Here is an 18,032-nt window from a genome sequence, read left to right as displayed (position 1 = left end):
AGGAGTGGAAGACCTTCCTGGACACCCGTCATCAGGGCAACTTCGATGTGTCCCGTGCCGCCTGGTGCGCAGACTATAACGAACCGACGTCGTTCCTGAACATCATGCTGTCTGACAGCAGCAGTAACACCTCACATTATAAGAGCGCAGACTTCGATAAAGTGATCCACGATGCGGTGAAAGCGGTAGACGATAAAGCCCGTGTTGCGGATTACCAGAAAGCTGAGCAGATCCTGGATAAAGACAGCACCATCGTGCCTGTTTACTACTACGTGAACGCGCGTCTGGTGAAACCGTATGTGGGTGGTTACACCGGCAACGATCCGCTGGATAAAACCCTCGATAAAAACCTGTATATCATTAAACATTAATAGCACTCAGGCTATCGACAGTGGCGGTGCTGCGGCACCGCCTTTTTGACTTTGTGAAGCAACAGCCTGGTAGGTACGGCAATGTTAAAATTCATCCTGCGTCGGCTTCTGGAAGCGATCCCGACGCTCTTTATCTTGATCACCATCTCCTTCTTTATGATGCGACTGGCACCCGGCAGTCCGTTTACCGGCGAGCGTACGCTGTCGCCTGAAGTGATGGCGAATATCGAAGCCAAATATCATCTCAACGATCCCATTGGTAAGCAGTATGTCAGTTATCTGGTACAGCTGGCACATGGCGATTTTGGCCCATCGTTTAAATACAAAGACTACTCAGTCAACTATTTGGTCGGCCATGCCTTCCCGGTTTCAGCCAAACTGGGCCTGGCCGCGTTTTTCCTGGCGGTGGTGCTGGGGGTAACCGCTGGCGTGATTGCCGCGCTCAAGCAGAATAGCCTGTGGGACTATGCGGTGATGGGGGTGGCCATGACGGGCGTGGTGATACCCAGCTTTGTCGTCGCGCCGTTGCTGGTGTTGGTCTTCGCCATCACCCTGCGCTGGTTGCCCGGCGGCGGCTGGAACGGCGGTCAGTGGAATTATATGTTGTTGCCGATGGTGGCATTGTCACTGGCCTACATCGCCAGCATCGCGCGTATTACGCGTGGCTCGATGATTGAAGTGATGCACTCTAACTTTATCCGCACCGCGCGCGCCAAAGGGCTGCCGCTGCGTCGTATTGTTTTGCGTCACGCCCTCAAGCCCGCCATGCTCCCTGTGCTGTCCTATATGGGACCGGCATTTGTCGGCATCATCACCGGTTCGATGGTGATCGAATCCATTTATGGTCTGCCGGGCATTGGCCAGCTGTTCGTTAACGGCGCGTTAAACCGTGACTACTCGCTGGTGATGAGTCTGACCATTTTGGTCGGTGTGCTGACCATTCTGTTTAATGCGATCGTTGATGTGCTGTACGCCGTGATCGATCCAAAAATCCGTTACTGATGGTGGAGTTCGCCCATGATGTTAAGTAAGAAAAACAGCGAAGCTCTGGATGCCTTCAGTGAAAAACTGGAAGTCGAAGGGCGCAGCCTGTGGCAGGATGCGCGTCGTCGCTTCATCCATAACCGCGCCGCGCTGATCAGTTTGCTGGTGCTGTTGGTGATCACGCTGTTTGTGGTCTTTGCACCGGTATTGTCACAGTTCAAATATGATGACACCGACTGGGGCATGATGTCCGCTGCTCCGGATACGGTATCTGGCCATTGGTTTGGCACGGATTCTTCAGGACGCGACCTGCTGGTGCGTGTGGCGATTGGCGGACGTATCTCACTGATGGTAGGGATTGCCTCCGCGCTGATTGCGGTGCTGGTCGGCACGCTCTACGGTTCGCTGGCGGGTTATCTCGGGGGCAAGATCGACTCCGTGATGATGCGTATCCTGGAAATCCTCAACTCCTTCCCGTTTATGTTCTTCGTGATCCTGCTGGTGACCTTCTTTGGCCGTAATATCCTGCTGATCTTCGTCGCCATCGGCATGGTGTCGTGGCTGGATATGGCGCGTATTGTGCGCGGACAAACACTGGGCCTAAAGCGCAAAGAGTTTATTGAAGCGGCGCAAGTGGGTGGAGTTTCTACCTTTAATATTGTGCTGCGTCATATTGTGCCGAACGTGTTAGGCGTGGTGGTGGTATATGCCTCGCTGCTGGTACCGAGCATGATTCTGTTTGAATCCTTCCTCAGCTTCCTGGGGTTGGGTACGCAAGAACCCCTGAGCAGCTGGGGCGCGTTACTGAGTGATGGCGCCAACTCCATGGAAGTCTCGCCATGGTTGCTGATGTTCCCGGCGGGTTTCCTTGTGGTTACGCTGTTCTGTTTTAACTTTATCGGCGATGGTCTGCGTGATGCCCTCGACCCGAAAGATCGTTAAGGAGTTTCCCGATGACTATTCATGAATTTCAGCCAGCCATGGCTGCGCGTGCGGGAAACAGTAACCTGTTGCTGGACGTCAAAGACCTGCGTGTGACCTTTGGCACGCACGATGGCGATGTGACCGCAGTCAACGATCTTAACTTCTCACTGCGCGCAGGGGAAACCCTGGGCATTGTCGGTGAGTCAGGTTCGGGTAAATCGCAAACCGCTTTTGCTTTGATGGGCTTGCTGGCGAAAAACGGCCGTATTGGCGGTTCGGCCAAGTTTAACGGCGAAGAGATCCTTAACCTGCCGGAGAATAAGCTGAACAAACTGCGTGCCGAGCAGATCGCGATGATTTTCCAGGATCCGATGACCTCGCTTAACCCGTATATGCGCGTGGGCGAGCAACTGATGGAAGTGCTCAAACTGCATAAAGGCATGAACAGTGCCCAGGCGTTTGAAGAGTCAGTACGCATGCTGGATGCGGTAAAAATGCCGGAAGCGCGTAAACGCATGAAGATGTTCCCGCATGAGTTTTCAGGCGGCATGCGTCAGCGCGTGATGATCGCCATGGCGTTGCTGTGCCGTCCTAAGTTGCTGATTGCGGATGAGCCCACGACGGCGCTGGATGTGACGGTACAGGCGCAGATCATGACATTACTGAACGAGCTGAAACGCGAATTCAATACTGCCATCATCATGATCACCCACGACCTCGGTGTGGTTGCTGGCATCTGTGACAAAGTGCTGGTGATGTACGCCGGTCGGACCATGGAATACGGTCGCGCGCGCGATGTGTTCTATCAACCAGCGCATCCTTATTCCATCGGCCTGCTGAGCGCCGTGCCGCGTCTGGATGCGGAAGAAGGGGAGTCACTGACCACCATTCCTGGCAACCCGCCGAACCTGCTGCGCTTGCCGCAGGGCTGCCCGTTCCAGCCGCGCTGTGCCTATGCTATGGACGTATGCGCGAAATCGCCGCCGCTTGAACCTTTTGCTGAAGGTCGTCTGCGTGCCTGCTTCAAACCGGTGGAGGAATTGGTATGAGCACCATCATCGAAGAGAAGAAAGTCTTACTGGAAATTGCCGATCTTAAGGTGCATTTCGAGATCAAAGACGGCAAGCAGTGGTTCTGGCAGCCAGCTAAAACCCTTAAAGCAGTGGATGGCGTCAGCCTGCGTCTTTACGAGGGTGAAACCCTGGGTGTAGTCGGTGAGTCGGGTTGCGGTAAATCGACCCTGGCACGTGCCATTATCGGTCTGGTGAAAGCCACTGACGGTCGTGTAGCCTGGCTGGGGCGCGATTTACTGGGGCAAAGTCAGGATGAGTGGCGTCAGGCGCGCAGTGATATCCAGATGATCTTCCAGGACCCGCTGGCCTCGCTAAACCCACGCATGACCATCGGTGACATCATCGCGGAACCACTGCGCACTTATTATCCGAAGATGCCTAAACAGGAAGTGAAGGATAAGGTGAAGAATATGATGATGAAGGTGGGTCTGTTGCCTAACCTCATCAACCGTTATCCGCACGAGTTTTCCGGTGGACAGTGTCAGCGTATTGGTATTGCCCGTGCACTGATCCTGGAGCCTAAACTGATTATCTGTGATGAGCCAGTATCGGCGCTGGATGTGTCGATTCAGGCGCAGGTGGTTAACTTGCTGCAAAAGTTGCAGCGAGAGATGGGATTATCCCTGATCTTTATCGCGCACGACTTGGCGGTGGTTAAGCACATCTCCGATCGCGTATTGGTAATGTATCTCGGCCATGCGGTGGAGCTGGGCACGTACGACTCGGTGTACAACAACCCGCAACATCCGTACACCCGTGCGCTGATGTCGGCGGTGCCGATCCCAGATCCCGATCTGGAGAAGAATAAGCAGATCCAGTTGCTGGAAGGGGAGTTGCCTTCACCAATCAATCCACCGTCGGGCTGCGTGTTCCGCACGCGTTGTCCGATTGCCGGGCCGGAATGTGCCAAAACGCGTCCGTTGCTGGAGGGCAGTTTCCGCCATGCGGTATCCTGTTTGAAGGTCGACCCGCTTTAAGCTGAAAATAAAAACGCCGGGCAGATGCCCGGCGTTATTTATATCTTCAGCTGCAGATCATTCACGCCACAGAATGTGGCACAGCTTGTGGTCTTTCTCGCGGCACAGCAATACGCGGGCAAACACATCCGTAATCGGTTCACCGTCTGCTTCACCCAAACCAATCACCACTTCTGCGAAGAAATCTGGGTTGAGATCGAAATCGACATGTTCCTGCCAGTCTTCCGCGGGATCAAACAGCTCTGCGCCGCCGCGTTCTTCAAACTGCAGATTGAACAGAATGATATCAGCGGGATCAAGATTATCGCCAGCCAGCTCGAGAAAAATGTCGTAAGCCTGTTCCAGCGTTTCATCTTCGGTAAGGCGATTATTTAAATCCATAGTCATTCCTGCTTGCCTGAGGCGGTAATATTTTCGCTCGTTTTACAGTAAAGGACTAAAGAAGTAAAACAGTCGTTCAACGATCCGCTGCCACCACGCACGTTTCGCCCAGCGCGCACCATCCAGCAAGCGTGAACGGGCAATGTAATCATCCTGGACGGTAGCCAAATCGCTGCCAAAGCCATCATCATCGACCACAAGGGTGATTTCAAAATTGAGCCACAGGCTGCGCATATCCAGATTAACGGTTCCGACCAGACTGAGCTGACCGTCAACCAGCACGCTCTTGGTATGCAGTAAACCATCTTCGAACTGGTAAATTTTCACGCCCGCTTCGAGCAGTTCAGTGAAGAAGGCGCGGCTGGCCCATCCGACTAACAGGGAGTCGTTGTGGCGAGGCACCACAATGCTGACTTCAACCCCTCGCAGCGCAGCGGTGCAAATGGCATGCAGCAGGTCGTCGCTCGGCACGAAGTAGGGCGTGGTCATAATCAGCTGCTCACGCGCGGAATAGACCGCTGTCAGCAACGCCTGATGAATCATGTCTTCAGGGAAACCGGGGCCAGAAGCGATAACCTGAATGATATGACCGCTTTCCTGTTCAAACGGCATGATGTTGGCATCAGGAGCCGGGGGCAGAATGCGCTTGCCGGTTTCGATCTCCCAGTCACAGGCGTAAACAATCCCCATGGTGGTGGCGACAGGGCCTTCCATGCGGGCCATCAGATCAATCCATTGGCCCACGCCCGCATCCTGTTTAAAGAAGCGCGGGTCGACCAGATTCATGCTACCGGTGTAGGCGATGTAGTTATCGATCAATACCACTTTGCGATGTTGACGTAAGTCCATACGACGCAAGAAGACACGCAGCAAGCTAACCTGTAAGGCCTCGACAACATCAATGCCTGCATTACGCATCATATTGGCCCACGGACTGCGGAAGAAGGCCACACTGCCGGCGGAATCCAGCATCAGGCGACAATGTACCCCACGACGCGAGGCGGCCATCAGTGATTCGGCCACCTCATCTGCCAGGCCACCTGGTTGCCAGATATAAAACACCATCTCGATATTATGACGTGCCAGCTGGATGTCGCGGATCAGGGCGTGCATCACGTCATCTGAACTGGTCAGGAGTTGCAGCTGGTTGCCTTTTACGCCCGCAATGCCTTGCCGATGGCGGCACAGATCAAACAGCGAGCGTGCAACATCACTGTGCTCTGTAGCAAAGATATGGCGACATTGTTTGAGGTCGTTAAGCCATTTGGCGGTGGAAGGCCACATGGTGCGCGCGCGTTCCGCCCGGCGTTTGCCGAGGTGTAACTCACCAAAAGACAGATACGCGATGATACCCACCAGCGGCAGAATGTAGATGATCAGCAACCAGGCCATTGCAGAGGTCACGGCACGGCGTTTCATCAGAATACGCAGTGTGACACCCGCAATCAGCAACCAGTAGCCAAACAGCAGCAACCAACTGAGAAGGGTATAAAAAGTGGTCATTAAGTGGACATCCCGTTCGCGCTTTGATGAGCAAAGTTTACGTGCTGATCCGCAGTAGTGAAACCTTTAATCGTGAATGACAGTTCAATGAAGCTTTCGATTTGGCATTTTCAATCAAATCTTTATAATGCCCGGCGAGTTTAGCCTGTCTGAGAGGATGTGATGAAACGAAGCAGAAATGAAGTGGCGCGCTGGAGAATGTTACGTCAGGTACACCGCCGTCGTGCTCGCTGGCTGGAAGGGCAGTCACGTCGCTACAAACGTATCCATACCATCCGTCATCAGGTGGCGCAGGAACATCGCCGCTCTATTCTGTTCATCAACCAGAATATGTGAAAGGCTTACGCGGCCATTAAGCGCCGCGTAACACCAGGGATACGTTAACAATCTGCAGCGCTGCGGCCAGCACCACCAGCATAACGATGTGCTGCCTTGCCTGGCGCCAACCCTGTCGACGCCAGACCCACACTGCTCTGCCAATCAGCGCAAACACGGCGATCAACAGTAAAACTGACTGCCACATCTTTTAGAATACGCGTTTGAACGGTTTGACGGCCACTTTCTCGTACACGCCAGCGGCAATGTAAGGGTCGTCATTGGCCCAGGATTGCGCCGTTTCCAGAGACGAAAACTCAGCAATAATCACTGATCCGGTAAAACCAGCAGGACCGGGATCGTTGCTGTCGACAGCAGGCATAGGACCCGCGGCGATCAGACGACCTTCATCCTGCAGTAACTGCAAGCGCGCGAGATGCGCAGGGCGTACGGAATTGCGTTTTTCCAGTGAATCTGCGGTATCTTCCGCATAAATGACGTAAAGCACGATGGGGTACTCCCGTTAGACTTGCCGAAATTGCGAGACACGTTAAGTGATCGTTAATCAGAGTGCAAATGAAAGATAATGACACGGGCTCAGAGCGCCATTTGGGTTAAAAAAAGACTTTCTGGTCATCGGTTGCACATCGCTTATTGAAACTGATTGCTATTTGCATTTAAAATCTGCCCTTCACTCAATGAATATGACTGATATGACGACGTTGACTACGCCTCTTCCTGCTCGTACCCCCGTGGCTATGATTTTATCCGTGGTTCTTCACGGTTCGGTTATCGCGGGCATTCTTTATGCATCGTTTCATCAGACCATTGAGGTTCCGAAAGCATCCCAGCCGATCAGCGTGACCATGGTGGCGCCCGAAGTGCAGCCGGAGCCCGCACCGGCCGTGGTCACTCCGCCACCACCGGAGCCTGAGCCGGAACCTGAAGTCGCGCCAGAACCGCCGAAAGTGGAACCGGTGCCGATTCCCAAGCCTGAGCCGAAGCCAAAACCTAAACCGAAACCAAAGGTAGAGAAGAAGGTCGAGCCGAAGCCGCGCAAAGAAGTGAAACCGCAGGAGAATCCGGTCAAGCAGGATATTCCGACGACGCAGACGCGTCCGACCACAGCGCCGAAAGCCAACCCTGCGCCGACACAAACAGTCTCTGACGGCCCGAAAGCGATGAATGTCAGTAAGCCTGCCTATCCGGCCCGCGCATTCGCACTGCGCGTTGAAGGCCGCGTGCGCGTTCAATTTGATGTAGACAGTGATGGGCGCGTCGATAATGTGGAAATTCTCTCAGCCGAGCCGCGCAACATGTTCGAGCGTGAAGTGAAGCAAGCGATGAAGAAGTGGCGTTATCAGCCGGGTCGACCAGGTAAAGGATTGACGATGAATATCGTGTTCCGTATCAACGGCGGCGCAAACATCGAATGATGTCGCAAGCGGACAAAGAAAAAAGCGGTCAATGACCGCTTTTTTAATGGCATTTATTCAGCGAGGTTCGCCTTTTCCGCCGGTAACGGTCGCGATTTACCTGAGTGATCAACCGCGACGTACACGAATACCGCTTCGGTGGCACAGTAGGTTTGACCAATTGGTTCAGACGACACTTTTTTGATCCACACTTCGACGTTGATGGTCATCGAACTGTTGCCGGTGCGGATGCAGCGGGCATAGCAGCTCACAACATCACCCACAGCCACCGGCTTTAGGAACGACATCCCATCAACGCGGACGGTCACCACACGGCCTTCTGCAATCTCCTTGGCCATGATGGCACCGCCCATATCCATCTGTGACATCAACCAGCCGCCAAAGATATCGCCATTGGCATTGGTATCCGCTGGCATCGCCAGGGTGCGCGACACCATCTCGCCTTGCGGCAATTTATGTTTTTCGTCCATTGCTCAATTCTTCTGCAGGTGAAGAGAAGCCCGACAGTGTCGGGCAGGATGGCTTATTTTTGTTCTTGTTGCGGCATCTGTCGCCAGATGTACACGCCGCTTAACAGAGTAAACAGTAGGGTCAGGCCGGTCAGACCGAACACTTTAAAGTTAACCCAAAACTCTTGTGATAACCAAAATGCTACGTAGATATTTACCACACCGCAGGCGAGGAAAAAGATCGCCCATGCCACATTCAGCCGACGCCATACTGCGCCTGGCAGCTGTAGCTCTTTACCCAGCATGGTTTGAATCAGTGGCTGCTTCATAAACCACTGGCTATACAGCAATGCCAGCGCAAACAGGGAGTAGATCACGGTGACTTTCCATTTGATGAATTCATCGTTGTGGAACACCAGTGTCAACGTACCAAAAACCGCCACCAGCACAAAGGTGAAGATGGTCATTTTTTCCAGCTTACGGTACAGCACCCAGCTCACGACTAAGGCAAGACCAGTGGCGACGATCAATGCACCAGAGGCGACAAAGATGTCGTACAGCTTGTAGAAGATAAAGAAAACCACCAAGGGAAGAAAATCGAGTAACTGCTTCATAGTGTTTCCAGTGAGGACGGGATCGTTCAGCTAAGGCGCTCCGGGGAGCGCCAGAGTGGTTAACGTAACAACATATACAGTCGATACAAATAAATAATCAGAATGGCTGACACCAGGTTACCCAGCGCATTCATCACCACCGAAGCGATATTGACCGGCAATACGGTGAGTGACGAGACCAGGAACATCAACACAATTTTAGCCAATAACCACAACACGATGGCGGGGGCGATGACTTTCATGTTTTTCCACGCCAGCTTCATGCTGGCGCGCATGGCACCGATGACACCCATTTTCTCACTCACCAGCATGACTGGCGCCAGTGAGAGCAAAATCGCCAAAATCACGCCCGGCACCATGAGTACCATAAAGCCGATTTGCACCAGCAACGTAATGAGGAAGGTCTGCAGCAGCAGCTTCGGCAGCAGGGGGGCTGAGGCGCCAATGGCACGCAGGGCGCTGACACGCTGGCCGTTAGAGACCAACGGGATCAGGCACAACATGCCACCGAGCAGCAGGGTATTGCCAATCAGGGCGGCAAAGGTGCCAGCAGCGGAAGCGCGCAGCAGGATGCGCTGTTGATCCGGCGACATATTCTGCACCAGCTCAAACAGTGAGGTTGCGCTGTCATCGGCTTGGCTGAGCAGCGATAACTGATCTTCACCTGGCGTTAATGCATGACCGACAATCACCGTAATAAATGACGTCAGCAATGCCATCAGCACAATAGTAACCAGCTGATGGCGCAGAAAATTTCCTGTGTCACGGTATAACGAGCTTGCCGTGATAGACATGTACTCTCCTTGATGGAACCGGGTTAATTAACCTGGCGATTGTACATGTTCTACAGGCAGGCTGGCACCCGCAAACCCATAACTTTCTGTCATTACAGGTAAAGAAGGGTGAAAAAGTCGGGAAAGCCCTGAATGCACCTGCATGGGAAAAGGCGGTGTCAGGCGGCAATCTCAGGTTTTTTAATTCTCGCGCAAAGCCAAAATTGATCTGAATCAATTCATTGTTTTTTAAGTGATTAATTTGAATTGATACAGATGATCTTTTACTGAAAAAGGGTTAGATCTTGTGCCGCAAACCCATTAAGACCCAACTTTTCGGCAAAGGAGTGAAAATGAAACTGGCAAAATGCGCGCTGCTGATGGCACTGGCAATTCCTCAACTGGCACTGGCTCATGAAGCGGGTGATTTCTTTATGCGCGCCGGTAGCGCGACCGTCCGTCCAACCGAAGGCTCTGATAATGTGCTGGGTATGGGCGGCTTTAACGTCAGCAACGATACACAGCTTGGCTTAACCTTCACCTATATGGCGACAGACAACATCGGCGTAGAGCTGCTGGCTGCTACACCGTTCCGCCATAAGGTGGGATTAGGGGCAACCGGTAACCTGGCGACCGTGCGTCAGTTGCCGCCTACGCTGATGGCACAGTATTACTTCTTTGACAGTAAAAGCCAGGTGCGTCCTTACGTGGGCGTCGGTATCAACTACACCACCTTCTACGATGCCAAATTCAATCAGACCGGCCAGGATTTAGGCTTAAGCGACTTAAGCGTTAAAGACTCATGGGGTATCGCCGGTCAGGTGGGGATGGATTATCAAATCAACCGCGACTGGATGCTGAACGCCTCACTGTGGTACATGGATATTGATACCGAGGTGAAGTTCAAAGCCAATGGTGAGCAGCAGAACATCAATACGCGTATCGATCCGTGGGTGTTCTTCTTTGGTGTCGGTTACCGCTTCTAAACTGTGTCAGAAGCAAAACGGGCGACCCAAGGGCCGCCCGTGTGTTCATCACTTAACGGTTACTTAATCTGCATATTGTTGACGACAGATTTTACCCCTTGCACGCTGCGGGTCACCGTCACTGCACGGTTCGCCATCTGCGGTGAGCTAACAAAACCACTCAACTGCACTTTGCCCTTAAAGGTTTCGACGTTGATCTCTGTCGATTTCAGGGAATCGTCATTCAGCAACTGGGCTTTGACTTTGGTGGTAATCACCGTGTCATCAATGTAACCCCCGGTCCCTTCCTGTGTAGCGGTTGGCGCACAAGCGCTGAGTGTCAGCGCCATAACTGCAGCCATCAAAAATCCTGCAACGACTTTGAAAAAATTCATTGGTTATCTCCCTGTCTTAGATGGTGTTTCACCGCAACGAGACGGTGCAATTAATTGTGGTCTGACCTGGACGAATCAGCAAATCGCGGAGTGTGAAAAAGTTTAAAAAACGTAACGAAGGGGGAGTGTGGAGAAAGGCCTTATCTGCGAATGCTGACAAGGCCTATAAAGCTTAGCGAGTGCCGGCTTTCAGATTGCTGACAAAGGCTTTCAGTTCTGCAAGCAGCGTCGTAGGATCGTTCTGGTTGCGTTCGATGATTTTGACGATAGCAGAACCGGAAATCGCACCCGCTGCGCCTGCGGCAATCGCTTCTTTGACCTGGCTCGCTTCTGAGATACCAAAGCCCTGCAACGGCGGGGCTGCATGGTATTCGCTCAATTTCGCGATCAGGTGATGCAGTGGCTGGCTGGCGCGATTCTCAGCCCCTGTTACACCAGCACGTGACAGCAGGTAAGTGTAACCACGGCCGTGTGAGGCAATCTCACGCAGCAAGTCATCATCCGCGTTTGGCGGGCAGATGAAGATCGGTGCGACGTTATGACGCATCGCCGCCTGACGGAACGGGGCGGACTCTTCGATCGGTACATCGGCAACTAAAACAGAATCGACGCCCACTGCTTCACATTGCGCATAGAAGTTGTCGATGCCTTTGCTAAACACCAGGTTGGCATACATCAGCAAACCAATCGGTAGCTCAGGGTATTTCTGGCGTACAGCGGCCAGAATCTCGAAGCATTGCGCGACGGTGGTGCCAGAGGCGAATGCACGTAAGGTCGCGCTTTGAATGGTAGGGCCGTCAGCCAACGGGTCGGAGAACGGAATACCCAGTTCTAACGCATCTGCACCGCCTTCAACCAAGGTATCAATAATTTTCAGCGACAATTCCGGAGAGGGATCACCGATCGTGACGAAAGGTACAAATGCCCCTTCTTTTTTCGCCGACAGGCGTTGAAACAGCTGATTATAACGCTCCATCAGATCTCTCCCTTAGCTTTCAAAATATCGTGAACGGTGAAGATGTCTTTGTCGCCGCGGCCTGACAGGTTAACCACCAGCAACTGCTCTTTATCAGGGTTTTCGCGGATCATTTTCAGGGCGTGTGCCAGTGCGTGTGAGGACTCCAGCGCGGGAATGATCCCTTCAGCGCGGCACAGTTCTTTAAAAGCAGACAGCGCTTCGTCATCGGTAATCGACACGTACTCAGCACGACCAATGCTGTTCAGATGTGCGTGCTGCGGCCCCACTGAAGGGAAATCAAGACCAGCAGAAATCGAGTAAGACTCCTCAATCTGTCCCTCTTCCGTTTGCATCATCGGGGCTTTCATTCCGAAGTAGATGCCCACGCGACCGTGTTTCAATGGTGCACCGTGTTCACCCGTTTCGATACCGTGACCTGCCGGTTCAACGCCGATCAAGCCAACGCTGGTTTCATCGATAAAGTCGGCAAACATGCCGATAGCATTTGAACCGCCGCCGACACAGGCCAGCACGGCGTCAGGTAAACGTCCTTCGCGCTCAAGAATCTGTGCTTTGGTTTCCTCACCAATCATGCGTTGGAATTCGCGCACGATGGTTGGGAAGGGGTGCGGACCTGCCGCCGTGCCAAGCATGTAGTGCGCCGTTTCATAACTGCCAGACCAGTCACGCAGTGCTTCGTTACAGGCATCCTTCAGCGTCGCGGAGCCACTGTGCACCGGGATCACTTCCGCACCCATCAGGCGCATACGGAACACGTTCGGTGACTGGCGCTCAACGTCTTTTGCACCCATATAAATACGGCACTTCATGCCCAGCAGGGCGCACGCCAGTGCAGAAGCGACACCGTGCTGGCCAGCGCCCGTCTCAGCAATGATCTCATTCTTGCCCATACGCTTAGCGAGCAGCGCCTGACCCAATACCTGGTTGGTCTTGTGCGCACCGCCGTGCAGTAAGTCTTCTCGCTTGAGGTAGAGGCGGGTTTTGGTGCCTTTGGTCAGGTTACTGCACAAGGTCAGTGCGGTCGGACGACCGGCGTAGTTTTTCAGCAGGTCGGTGAATTCCGCCTGGAACTCAGGATCGCGCTGGGCTTCCACAAATGCATTTTCTAACTGACGCAGAGCTGGCATCAGAATTTGCGGAACATATTGACCGCCAAACTCGCCAAAATAGGGATTCAATAACGTGGTCATCTTTTCATCTTCCTTATTCGGTCCGCGCAAAGGCGGACTCGCGAAATTAATAGGCGCGCAGCGTGCGGAAAACCGCCGCGACTTTACTGGCATCTTTGATGCCTGGCGCGGATTCAACGCCGGAGTTGAAGTCCAGACCGGCGCAGCCGAGTTGTGCGGCTTCAACGCAGTTGTCGGCACTTAACCCACCTGCCAGCAGCACATTGCTCATGTCTTCACCCTGCAGCAATGACCAGTCAAAACGTTGTCCGGTACCGCCTTGGCCATTATCAAACACGTAACGATCAACGTGCGGCCAATCGCGTGCTGGAAGGCTGTTGCTGATGCTCAGCGCCTTCCAAATTTTCACCTCTTCAGGCAGTGCGCTGCGCAACTCTGCGACAAACGCTTGATCTTCATCACCGTGAAGTTGCACGGCAGCAAGATGCAGTGACGTCGCCTGAGAGACAATGTCACTGATGCTGTTATTGCGGAATACGCCAACGTACTTCAGGGGCGCAGCCGCAATCAGAGTTTGTGCTTGTGTGGCAGTGACTTTGCGCGGCGAACCTTCAGCAAAGATCACGCCACCATAGATGGCACCGGCTTCGTGCGCACTGCGCGCATCTTCAGGGCGGGTCAGACCGCACACTTTGTTGTCACCCATCAGAACACGGCGTACGCCAGCGTTCAGATCGGCTTCTTCCATCAGTGCAGAACCAATCAAGAAGCCATTGGCGAAGTGGCTCAGCTCACGCACCTGGGCGTAGTTGTGAATACCGGACTCGCTAATCACCGTCACGCCGTGGCCCAAGCGCGGTGCCAGTTGGCGGGTGCGATTCAGGTCGATAGACAAATCACGCAGATCGCGGTTATTGATGCCCACCACTTTCGCTTCCAGCGCAATAGCGCGCTCCAGCTCTTCTTCATTACTCACTTCTGTCAGCACGCCCATCTTCAGGCTGTGGGCGACGGCCGCGAGTTGCTGATACTGCTCATCATCCAGCACCGACAGCATCAGTAGGATGGCGTCAGCCTGATAATGGCGAGCGAGGTAAATCTGGTAAGGATCGATGATAAAGTCTTTGCACAGCACCGGTTGCGTAATCGCCGCACTGACAATCGGCAGGAACTCAAAGTCGCCCTGGAAATATTTTTCATCCGTTAACACAGAAACGGCGGAGGCATAATGGCGATACACGCCGGCAATGGTTGCAGGATCAAAATCTTCGCGAATCAGACCCTTTGACGGAGACGCCTTTTTGCATTCAAGGATGAATACTGTGCGTGTGCCACGCAAGGCATCGTAAAAGTGACGTCCCGCCGGCTGCAAGCTGCTCTGGAAGGTGGCCAGTGGCTGCTGCGCCTTACGTGCTTCTACCCAAACGGCTTTGTCCTGAACAATTTTCTCTAAAACAGTGCCCTTAATGCTCATCTCATCCTCTCGCTGCCAGAGCAACAACGCGTTCGTAAGCCTGTCCGCTGCGAATTGCAGTGATGGCACGCTGCGCATTGTCACGCAAATCTTCATTTCCGAATACTTTCAGCAACATTGCGACGTTGACCGCAACGGCCTGCTCATGTGCCGGCTGGCCTTTACCCTGGAGTAAACGCGCCAGAATGTCACGGTTTTCTTCCGGCGTGCCGCCTGCCAGCGCTTCTTTATCATGGAAGCTGAAACCAAAGTCTTCCGGCGTTAGCTGATAACCGGTAATTTCACCGTCGCGCAGCTCAGCAACCTGCGTTGGGCTGTGCAGCGCCACTTCGTCCATGCCGCCACCATGTACCACGGCAGCACGCTGATATCCCAACACCTTAAGGGTTTGTGCAATCGGTAACACCAGCTCCGGGCTGTACACCCCAATCACCGCCAGTGGTGGGCGAGCGGGGTTGATCAGCGGCCCCAACACATTGAACAGTGTGCGGGTTTTCAACTGCTGGCGAACCGGCATCGCGTGGCGGAAACCAGTGTGATACTGCGGTGCAAACAGGAAGCAAACGTTGAGGTCGTCCAGCGCCTTGCGTGCTTTCTCCGCGGACATATCCAGGTCAATACCGAACGCCGCCAGCAGGTCGGAAGATCCCGATTTGCTGGAAACGCTGCGGTTGCCATGTTTAGCCACTTTCAAACCGCAGGTGGCGGCGACAAAGGCACTGGCCGTTGAGATGTTAATGCTGTTGCTGCCGTCACCGCCGGTGCCGACGATATCCGCAAAGGTGTAGTCGGGACGCGGGAACGGTTTCGCGTCTTCTAACAGGGCCGTGGCCGCACCGGCGATCTCTTCCGGACGCTCGCCACGGACTTTCATGGCGATCAGCGCGGCGGCGAGTTGGGTCGGTTCAAGCTGGCCTTTAATAATGGCGCTGAACAGCTGGTGACTTTCAGCCTGGCTCAGGGTCTCTGCCTGATACAGTTTTTCCAGAATAGTTTGCATCATAATCTCCCTATTATTTCGCCAGCGCCCAGGCCAGCGTTTGCTCTAACAGACGCGCACCCTGGGTGGTGAGAATGGATTCGGGGTGGAACTGGAAGCCACATACACGGTCAGCATCGTGGCGCACGGCCATCACCATGCCGTTGTAGCTGGCGTTCACGGTTAATTCGGCAGGGGTGTTGCTGCCCACCAGCGAGTGGTAACGCGCAACAGGCAACGGATTGCTCAGGCCGGTGAACATCGCTTCGCCATCGTGATTAATCGAAGAGGCTTTACCGTGCAGGATCTCGCCTGCCTGGCCAACATGGCCGCCGTAAGCTTCGACAATCGCCTGATGGCCGAGGCAAATACCGATGATCGGCAGACGTCCACGCAGCGCTTGTAACAGCGCCGGCATGCAACCGGCATCCTTCGGTGCACCCGGGCCCGGCGACAGCATCAACACCGGATTCTCCATCTGCTGCAGGCGCTCAATCAGCACTTCAGCCGGTACGTTATTACGGTAGATCACCACGTTGTGGCCAAAGGTGCGCAGCTGATCAACGAGGTTGTAAGTAAAGGAGTCGATATTATCGAGCAGCAGGATGTCGGCCATCAGAAAATCTCCTTGCAATGATGGGCAGTGGCGATGGCACGCAATACCGCGCGCGCTTTGTTGCGGCTTTCATCCGCTTCGGCTTGAGGTTGTGAGTCCAGCACCACGCCGGCACCGGCCTGCACGGTTGCTACACCGTCTTCCACCCACGCGGAGCGAATCACGATGCAGGTGTCGAGGTCGCCGTGTGCCGTGAAGTAACCCACTGCACCGCCGTAGCTGCCGCGACGCGTGCCTTCTTTCTCTGCGATCAATTGCATGGCGCGTACCTTCGGTGCACCGCTCAAGGTGCCCATATTCATGCAGGCCCGGTAGGCGTGCAGGACATCAAGGTCGTTACGCAGCGAGCCGACGACACGAGAGACCAGATGCATCACAAACGAGTAGCGGTCTACTTTCGTCAGGTCAGCGACATAGCGGCTGCCCGGTACACAGATGCGCGCCAGATCGTTACGGGCAAGGTCCACCAGCATCAGGTGTTCAGCCAGCTCTTTATGGTCGGTGCGCATTTCCAGCTCGATACGGCTGTCGAGGTCACGATCCAGCGAGCCATCAGCATGACGTCCGCGTGGACGCGTGCCCGCAATCGGGTAGATCTCAATCTGACGCGAGGTGGCGTCATATTTCAGTGAGCTTTCGGGTGAAGCACCAAACAGCGCAAAATCCTTATCCTGCATAAAGAACATGTATGGGCTGGGGTTACTGTGCTTCAGCGTGTCATAAGCCGCCAGTGGTGAAGGGCACGGCAGTGAGAAGCGACGCGAAGGCACCACCTGGAAAATTTCACCGATGCGAATCGCTTCCTGCATCTCACGCACAACGCTGCAGTACTCTTCGTCGCTTTGGTTCGTGCTCAGCGTCATGTGCTCAACGGGTTGCACCGGCAACGCGGTGGCAGGTTGCGCCATTTGACCACGCAGCTGCTCGATACGGCTTTGCAGACGCTGGAATTCACTGGTTGACGGGCTAAACAGGCTTGCCTGTAAGCGGGCGCTGCGCGTCTGGTGGTCAATCACCAGTAAAGTTTCGGCCAGATAGAAGCAGTAGTCTGGGCAGCTCTGTTCATTACGTAATGCAGGCAGGTCTTCGAAGCCCGCGACCAGATCGTAAGCGAACAGACCACCCAGGAACATCGCTTCGCGCTCTTCAGCCGGGCTATTCACCAGCTGCGGAATCAGGCGGAGTGCATCAAACACTGACAACGCTTTCAGGCGCGAATCTTCATCATGCAAACCCTGCGGTTGCGGGAAGTGCAGCTCGCGTCCATCTGGGCGCGCTTCAATTCGCACGTCGGCTGGCAGTGCTTCATCCAGCAGCGGCAGGATGGCGCGACCGTTTTCGGACAGGGCCTGCAGCGTGACGACATTGCCCATTGCACTGATGCGCAGGGCACTGTCGACAATCAGCAAGCTTTTCAGATTCTGTTTGCTGTCGATATCAGCGGATTCGAGCAGCAACGTTGCTGGACGTGCGCCGCAAATTTGATGGAACACTGCGGCCGGATCTTCGCGGTAGGGCGCGGTACCGGTAATCAACTTCACTGTAGGTTTCGCATTAGCCATTATTGGATTCTCTGAATTTCGCTCAAAAAAAAGCCCGCTCGGTGGCGGGCTCAGGTATCTGCACAGCGGTTACGCAAATTGTGCACGACGACGTCGCCCGTTCAAGGGATCATCGCGCCACCAACCTTTTGC

Annotated in this window: 19 protein-coding genes, 3 pseudogenes and 1 other annotated feature; of the genes and pseudogenes, 8 read left to right on the top strand and 14 right to left on the bottom strand. The window is 54.1% G+C overall.

The genetic code is table 11. The features are described from left to right. The 5 genes and pseudogenes from PSSD_RS06075 to oppF all read left to right on the top strand — a co-directional run. Positions 1 to 371, top strand: a pseudogene (locus tag PSSD_RS06075) (oligopeptide ABC transporter substrate-binding protein OppA); the annotation flags it as partial. 81 nt (positions 372 to 452) lie between these two features. Further along, a complete protein-coding gene (gene oppB, locus PSSD_RS06070; protein ID WP_039334612.1) occupies positions 453 to 1,373 on the top strand; it encodes an oligopeptide ABC transporter permease OppB in 921 nt (306 codons plus the stop codon). A 15-nt stretch (positions 1,374 to 1,388) separates the two neighbouring features. Next, a complete protein-coding gene (gene oppC / locus PSSD_RS06065) occupies positions 1,389 to 2,297 on the top strand; it encodes an oligopeptide ABC transporter permease OppC (protein ID WP_039334614.1) in 909 nt (302 codons plus the stop codon). Positions 2,298 to 2,308: 11 nt separating this feature from the next. Beyond that, positions 2,309 to 3,328, top strand: coding sequence for an ABC transporter ATP-binding protein (locus PSSD_RS06060; protein ID WP_039334616.1), 1,020 nt, complete (start codon positions 2,309 to 2,311; stop codon positions 3,326 to 3,328). Continuing rightward, complete coding sequence (gene oppF, locus PSSD_RS06055; protein ID WP_058969947.1) at positions 3,325 to 4,329, top strand: murein tripeptide/oligopeptide ABC transporter ATP binding protein OppF; 1,005 nt, start codon at positions 3,325 to 3,327, stop codon at positions 4,327 to 4,329. The genes PSSD_RS06060 and oppF overlap by 4 nt, the downstream gene beginning before the upstream one ends. Positions 4,330 to 4,386: 57 nt before the next feature. Here the strand turns inward: oppF and PSSD_RS06050 are convergent, their stop codons facing one another. Together PSSD_RS06050 and cls are read right to left on the bottom strand one after the other, a co-directional pair. Further along, positions 4,387 to 4,716, bottom strand: a complete 330-nt coding sequence (locus PSSD_RS06050; RefSeq protein ID WP_196761379.1) for an HI1450 family dsDNA-mimic protein — start codon at positions 4,714 to 4,716, stop codon at positions 4,387 to 4,389. 36 nt (positions 4,717 to 4,752) lie between these two features. Next, positions 4,753 to 6,213, bottom strand: a complete 1,461-nt coding sequence (gene cls, locus PSSD_RS06045; protein WP_039334624.1) for a cardiolipin synthase — start codon at positions 6,211 to 6,213, stop codon at positions 4,753 to 4,755. Between the two features lie 162 nt (positions 6,214 to 6,375). Between cls and PSSD_RS27360 the strand changes: the two genes are divergently transcribed. Continuing rightward, a complete protein-coding gene (locus tag PSSD_RS27360; RefSeq protein WP_153011410.1) occupies positions 6,376 to 6,549 on the top strand; it encodes a YciY family protein in 174 nt (57 codons plus the stop codon). A 16-nt stretch (positions 6,550 to 6,565) separates the two neighbouring features. On the opposite strand, the gene PSSD_RS27720 is transcribed toward PSSD_RS27360, so the two are convergent. Beyond that, positions 6,566 to 6,736: a hypothetical protein gene (locus tag PSSD_RS27720; RefSeq protein ID WP_167347660.1), complete on the bottom strand. Its 171-nt coding sequence runs from the start codon at positions 6,734 to 6,736 to the stop codon at positions 6,566 to 6,568. Between the two features lie 3 nt (positions 6,737 to 6,739). Next, on the bottom strand, positions 6,740 to 7,036 hold the full coding sequence (locus PSSD_RS06040; RefSeq protein WP_034828845.1) for a YciI family protein: 297 nt from the start codon (positions 7,034 to 7,036) through the stop codon (positions 6,740 to 6,742). A gap of 205 nt (positions 7,037 to 7,241) precedes the next feature. On the opposite strand from PSSD_RS06040, the gene tonB reads away from it, so the two are divergent. After that, complete coding sequence (gene tonB, locus PSSD_RS06035; protein WP_197063358.1) at positions 7,242 to 7,964, top strand: TonB system transport protein TonB; 723 nt, start codon at positions 7,242 to 7,244, stop codon at positions 7,962 to 7,964. A gap of 53 nt (positions 7,965 to 8,017) precedes the next feature. Here the strand turns inward: tonB and yciA are convergent, their stop codons facing one another. From yciA to PSSD_RS28070, 4 genes and pseudogenes are all read right to left on the bottom strand, one after another. Then, entirely contained in the window at positions 8,018 to 8,434 is a 417-nt protein-coding gene (gene yciA, locus PSSD_RS06030) for an acyl-CoA thioester hydrolase YciA (RefSeq protein ID WP_058969946.1), read from the bottom strand. A 53-nt stretch (positions 8,435 to 8,487) separates the two neighbouring features. Next, positions 8,488 to 9,027, bottom strand: coding sequence for a septation protein A (locus PSSD_RS06025; RefSeq protein WP_039334633.1), 540 nt, complete (start codon positions 9,025 to 9,027; stop codon positions 8,488 to 8,490). A gap of 59 nt (positions 9,028 to 9,086) precedes the next feature. Further along, complete coding sequence (locus tag PSSD_RS06020) at positions 9,087 to 9,821, bottom strand: YciC family protein (protein WP_039334634.1); 735 nt, start codon at positions 9,819 to 9,821, stop codon at positions 9,087 to 9,089. Positions 9,822 to 9,848: 27 nt separating this feature from the next. Next, positions 9,849 to 9,950: pseudogene (locus PSSD_RS28070) on the bottom strand (YkgJ family cysteine cluster protein); the annotation flags it as partial. Between the two features lie 203 nt (positions 9,951 to 10,153). On the opposite strand from PSSD_RS28070, the gene ompW reads away from it, so the two are divergent. After that, positions 10,154 to 10,786 carry an outer membrane protein OmpW gene (gene ompW, locus PSSD_RS06015; protein WP_058969945.1) on the top strand — a complete coding sequence of 211 codons (633 nt, stop codon included), beginning with the start codon at positions 10,154 to 10,156 and terminating at the stop codon, positions 10,784 to 10,786. Positions 10,787 to 10,845: 59 nt separating this feature from the next. Here ompW and PSSD_RS06010 read toward each other — a convergent pair whose 3' ends face one another. The 6 genes and pseudogenes from PSSD_RS06010 to PSSD_RS05980 all read right to left on the bottom strand — a co-directional run bounded on the left by PSSD_RS06010 (position 10,846) and on the right by PSSD_RS05980 (position 17,900). Beyond that, positions 10,846 to 11,160, bottom strand: a complete 315-nt coding sequence (locus PSSD_RS06010; RefSeq protein ID WP_039334640.1) for a BON domain-containing protein — start codon at positions 11,158 to 11,160, stop codon at positions 10,846 to 10,848. Positions 11,161 to 11,332: 172 nt separating this feature from the next. After that, positions 11,333 to 12,136 carry a tryptophan synthase subunit alpha gene (gene trpA / locus PSSD_RS06005; protein WP_039334643.1) on the bottom strand — a complete coding sequence of 268 codons (804 nt, stop codon included), beginning with the start codon at positions 12,134 to 12,136 and terminating at the stop codon, positions 11,333 to 11,335. Then, entirely contained in the window at positions 12,136 to 13,329 is a 1,194-nt protein-coding gene (gene trpB / locus PSSD_RS06000) for a tryptophan synthase subunit beta (protein ID WP_058969944.1), read from the bottom strand. The genes trpA and trpB overlap by 1 nt, the downstream gene beginning before the upstream one ends. Positions 13,330 to 13,375: 46 nt before the next feature. Then, the gene (gene trpCF / locus PSSD_RS05995) at positions 13,376 to 14,743 is read right to left on the bottom strand and encodes a bifunctional indole-3-glycerol-phosphate synthase TrpC/phosphoribosylanthranilate isomerase TrpF (RefSeq protein ID WP_058969943.1); all 1,368 of its coding nucleotides are present in this window, start codon (positions 14,741 to 14,743) and stop codon (positions 13,376 to 13,378) included. Between the two features lies 1 nt (position 14,744). Then, positions 14,745 to 16,338 (bottom strand): annotated as a pseudogene (trpD, locus tag PSSD_RS28065) (bifunctional anthranilate synthase glutamate amidotransferase component TrpG/anthranilate phosphoribosyltransferase TrpD). Beyond that, positions 16,338 to 17,900 (bottom strand): anthranilate synthase component 1, encoded by a 1,563-nt coding sequence (locus PSSD_RS05980; protein WP_058969941.1) that lies wholly within the window; start codon positions 17,898 to 17,900, stop codon positions 16,338 to 16,340. Before PSSD_RS05980 ends, trpD begins: the two are co-directional and overlap by 1 nt. Before the next feature lie 24 nt (positions 17,901 to 17,924). Beyond that, positions 17,925 to 18,029, bottom strand: a sequence feature (Trp leader region). Positions 18,030 to 18,032 lie beyond the last annotated feature (3 nt).

The sequence above is a fragment of the Type-D symbiont of Plautia stali genome, assembly GCF_001485335.1.
Lineage (GTDB): Bacteria > Pseudomonadota > Gammaproteobacteria > Enterobacterales > Enterobacteriaceae > Pantoea > Pantoea vagans_C.
The sequence above is the reverse complement of the archived record's forward strand: the minus strand, read 5'-3'. Positions and strand labels throughout refer to the sequence as shown.

What these genes read in the sequence shown, in the direction of transcription:
- oppB (WP_039334612.1), top strand. Translation starts at nt 453, where the DNA reads ATGTTAAAATTCATCCTGCGTCGGCTTCTGGAAGCGATCCCGACGCTC.
- oppC (WP_039334614.1), top strand. Translation starts at nt 1,389, where the DNA reads ATGATGTTAAGTAAGAAAAACAGCGAAGCTCTGGATGCCTTCAGTGAA.
- PSSD_RS06060 (WP_039334616.1), top strand. Translation starts at nt 2,309, where the DNA reads ATGACTATTCATGAATTTCAGCCAGCCATGGCTGCGCGTGCGGGAAAC.
- oppF (WP_058969947.1), top strand. Translation starts at nt 3,325, where the DNA reads ATGAGCACCATCATCGAAGAGAAGAAAGTCTTACTGGAAATTGCCGAT.
- PSSD_RS06050 (WP_196761379.1), bottom strand. Translation starts at nt 4,716, where the DNA reads ATGACTATGGATTTAAATAATCGCCTTACCGAAGATGAAACGCTGGAA.
- cls (WP_039334624.1), bottom strand. Translation starts at nt 6,213, where the DNA reads ATGACCACTTTTTATACCCTTCTCAGTTGGTTGCTGCTGTTTGGCTAC.
- PSSD_RS27360 (WP_153011410.1), top strand. Translation starts at nt 6,376, where the DNA reads ATGAAACGAAGCAGAAATGAAGTGGCGCGCTGGAGAATGTTACGTCAG.
- PSSD_RS27720 (WP_167347660.1), bottom strand. Translation starts at nt 6,736, where the DNA reads ATGTGGCAGTCAGTTTTACTGTTGATCGCCGTGTTTGCGCTGATTGGC.
- tonB (WP_197063358.1), top strand. Translation starts at nt 7,242, where the DNA reads ATGACGACGTTGACTACGCCTCTTCCTGCTCGTACCCCCGTGGCTATG.
- yciA (WP_058969946.1), bottom strand. Translation starts at nt 8,434, where the DNA reads ATGGACGAAAAACATAAATTGCCGCAAGGCGAGATGGTGTCGCGCACC.
- PSSD_RS06025 (WP_039334633.1), bottom strand. Translation starts at nt 9,027, where the DNA reads ATGAAGCAGTTACTCGATTTTCTTCCCTTGGTGGTTTTCTTTATCTTC.
- PSSD_RS06020 (WP_039334634.1), bottom strand. Translation starts at nt 9,821, where the DNA reads ATGTCTATCACGGCAAGCTCGTTATACCGTGACACAGGAAATTTTCTG.
- ompW (WP_058969945.1), top strand. Translation starts at nt 10,154, where the DNA reads ATGAAACTGGCAAAATGCGCGCTGCTGATGGCACTGGCAATTCCTCAA.
- PSSD_RS06010 (WP_039334640.1), bottom strand. Translation starts at nt 11,160, where the DNA reads ATGAATTTTTTCAAAGTCGTTGCAGGATTTTTGATGGCTGCAGTTATG.
- trpA (WP_039334643.1), bottom strand. Translation starts at nt 12,136, where the DNA reads ATGGAGCGTTATAATCAGCTGTTTCAACGCCTGTCGGCGAAAAAAGAA.
- trpB (WP_058969944.1), bottom strand. Translation starts at nt 13,329, where the DNA reads ATGACCACGTTATTGAATCCCTATTTTGGCGAGTTTGGCGGTCAATAT.
- trpCF (WP_058969943.1), bottom strand. Translation starts at nt 14,743, where the DNA reads ATGAGCATTAAGGGCACTGTTTTAGAGAAAATTGTTCAGGACAAAGCC.
- PSSD_RS05980 (WP_058969941.1), bottom strand. Translation starts at nt 17,900, where the DNA reads ATGGCTAATGCGAAACCTACAGTGAAGTTGATTACCGGTACCGCGCCC.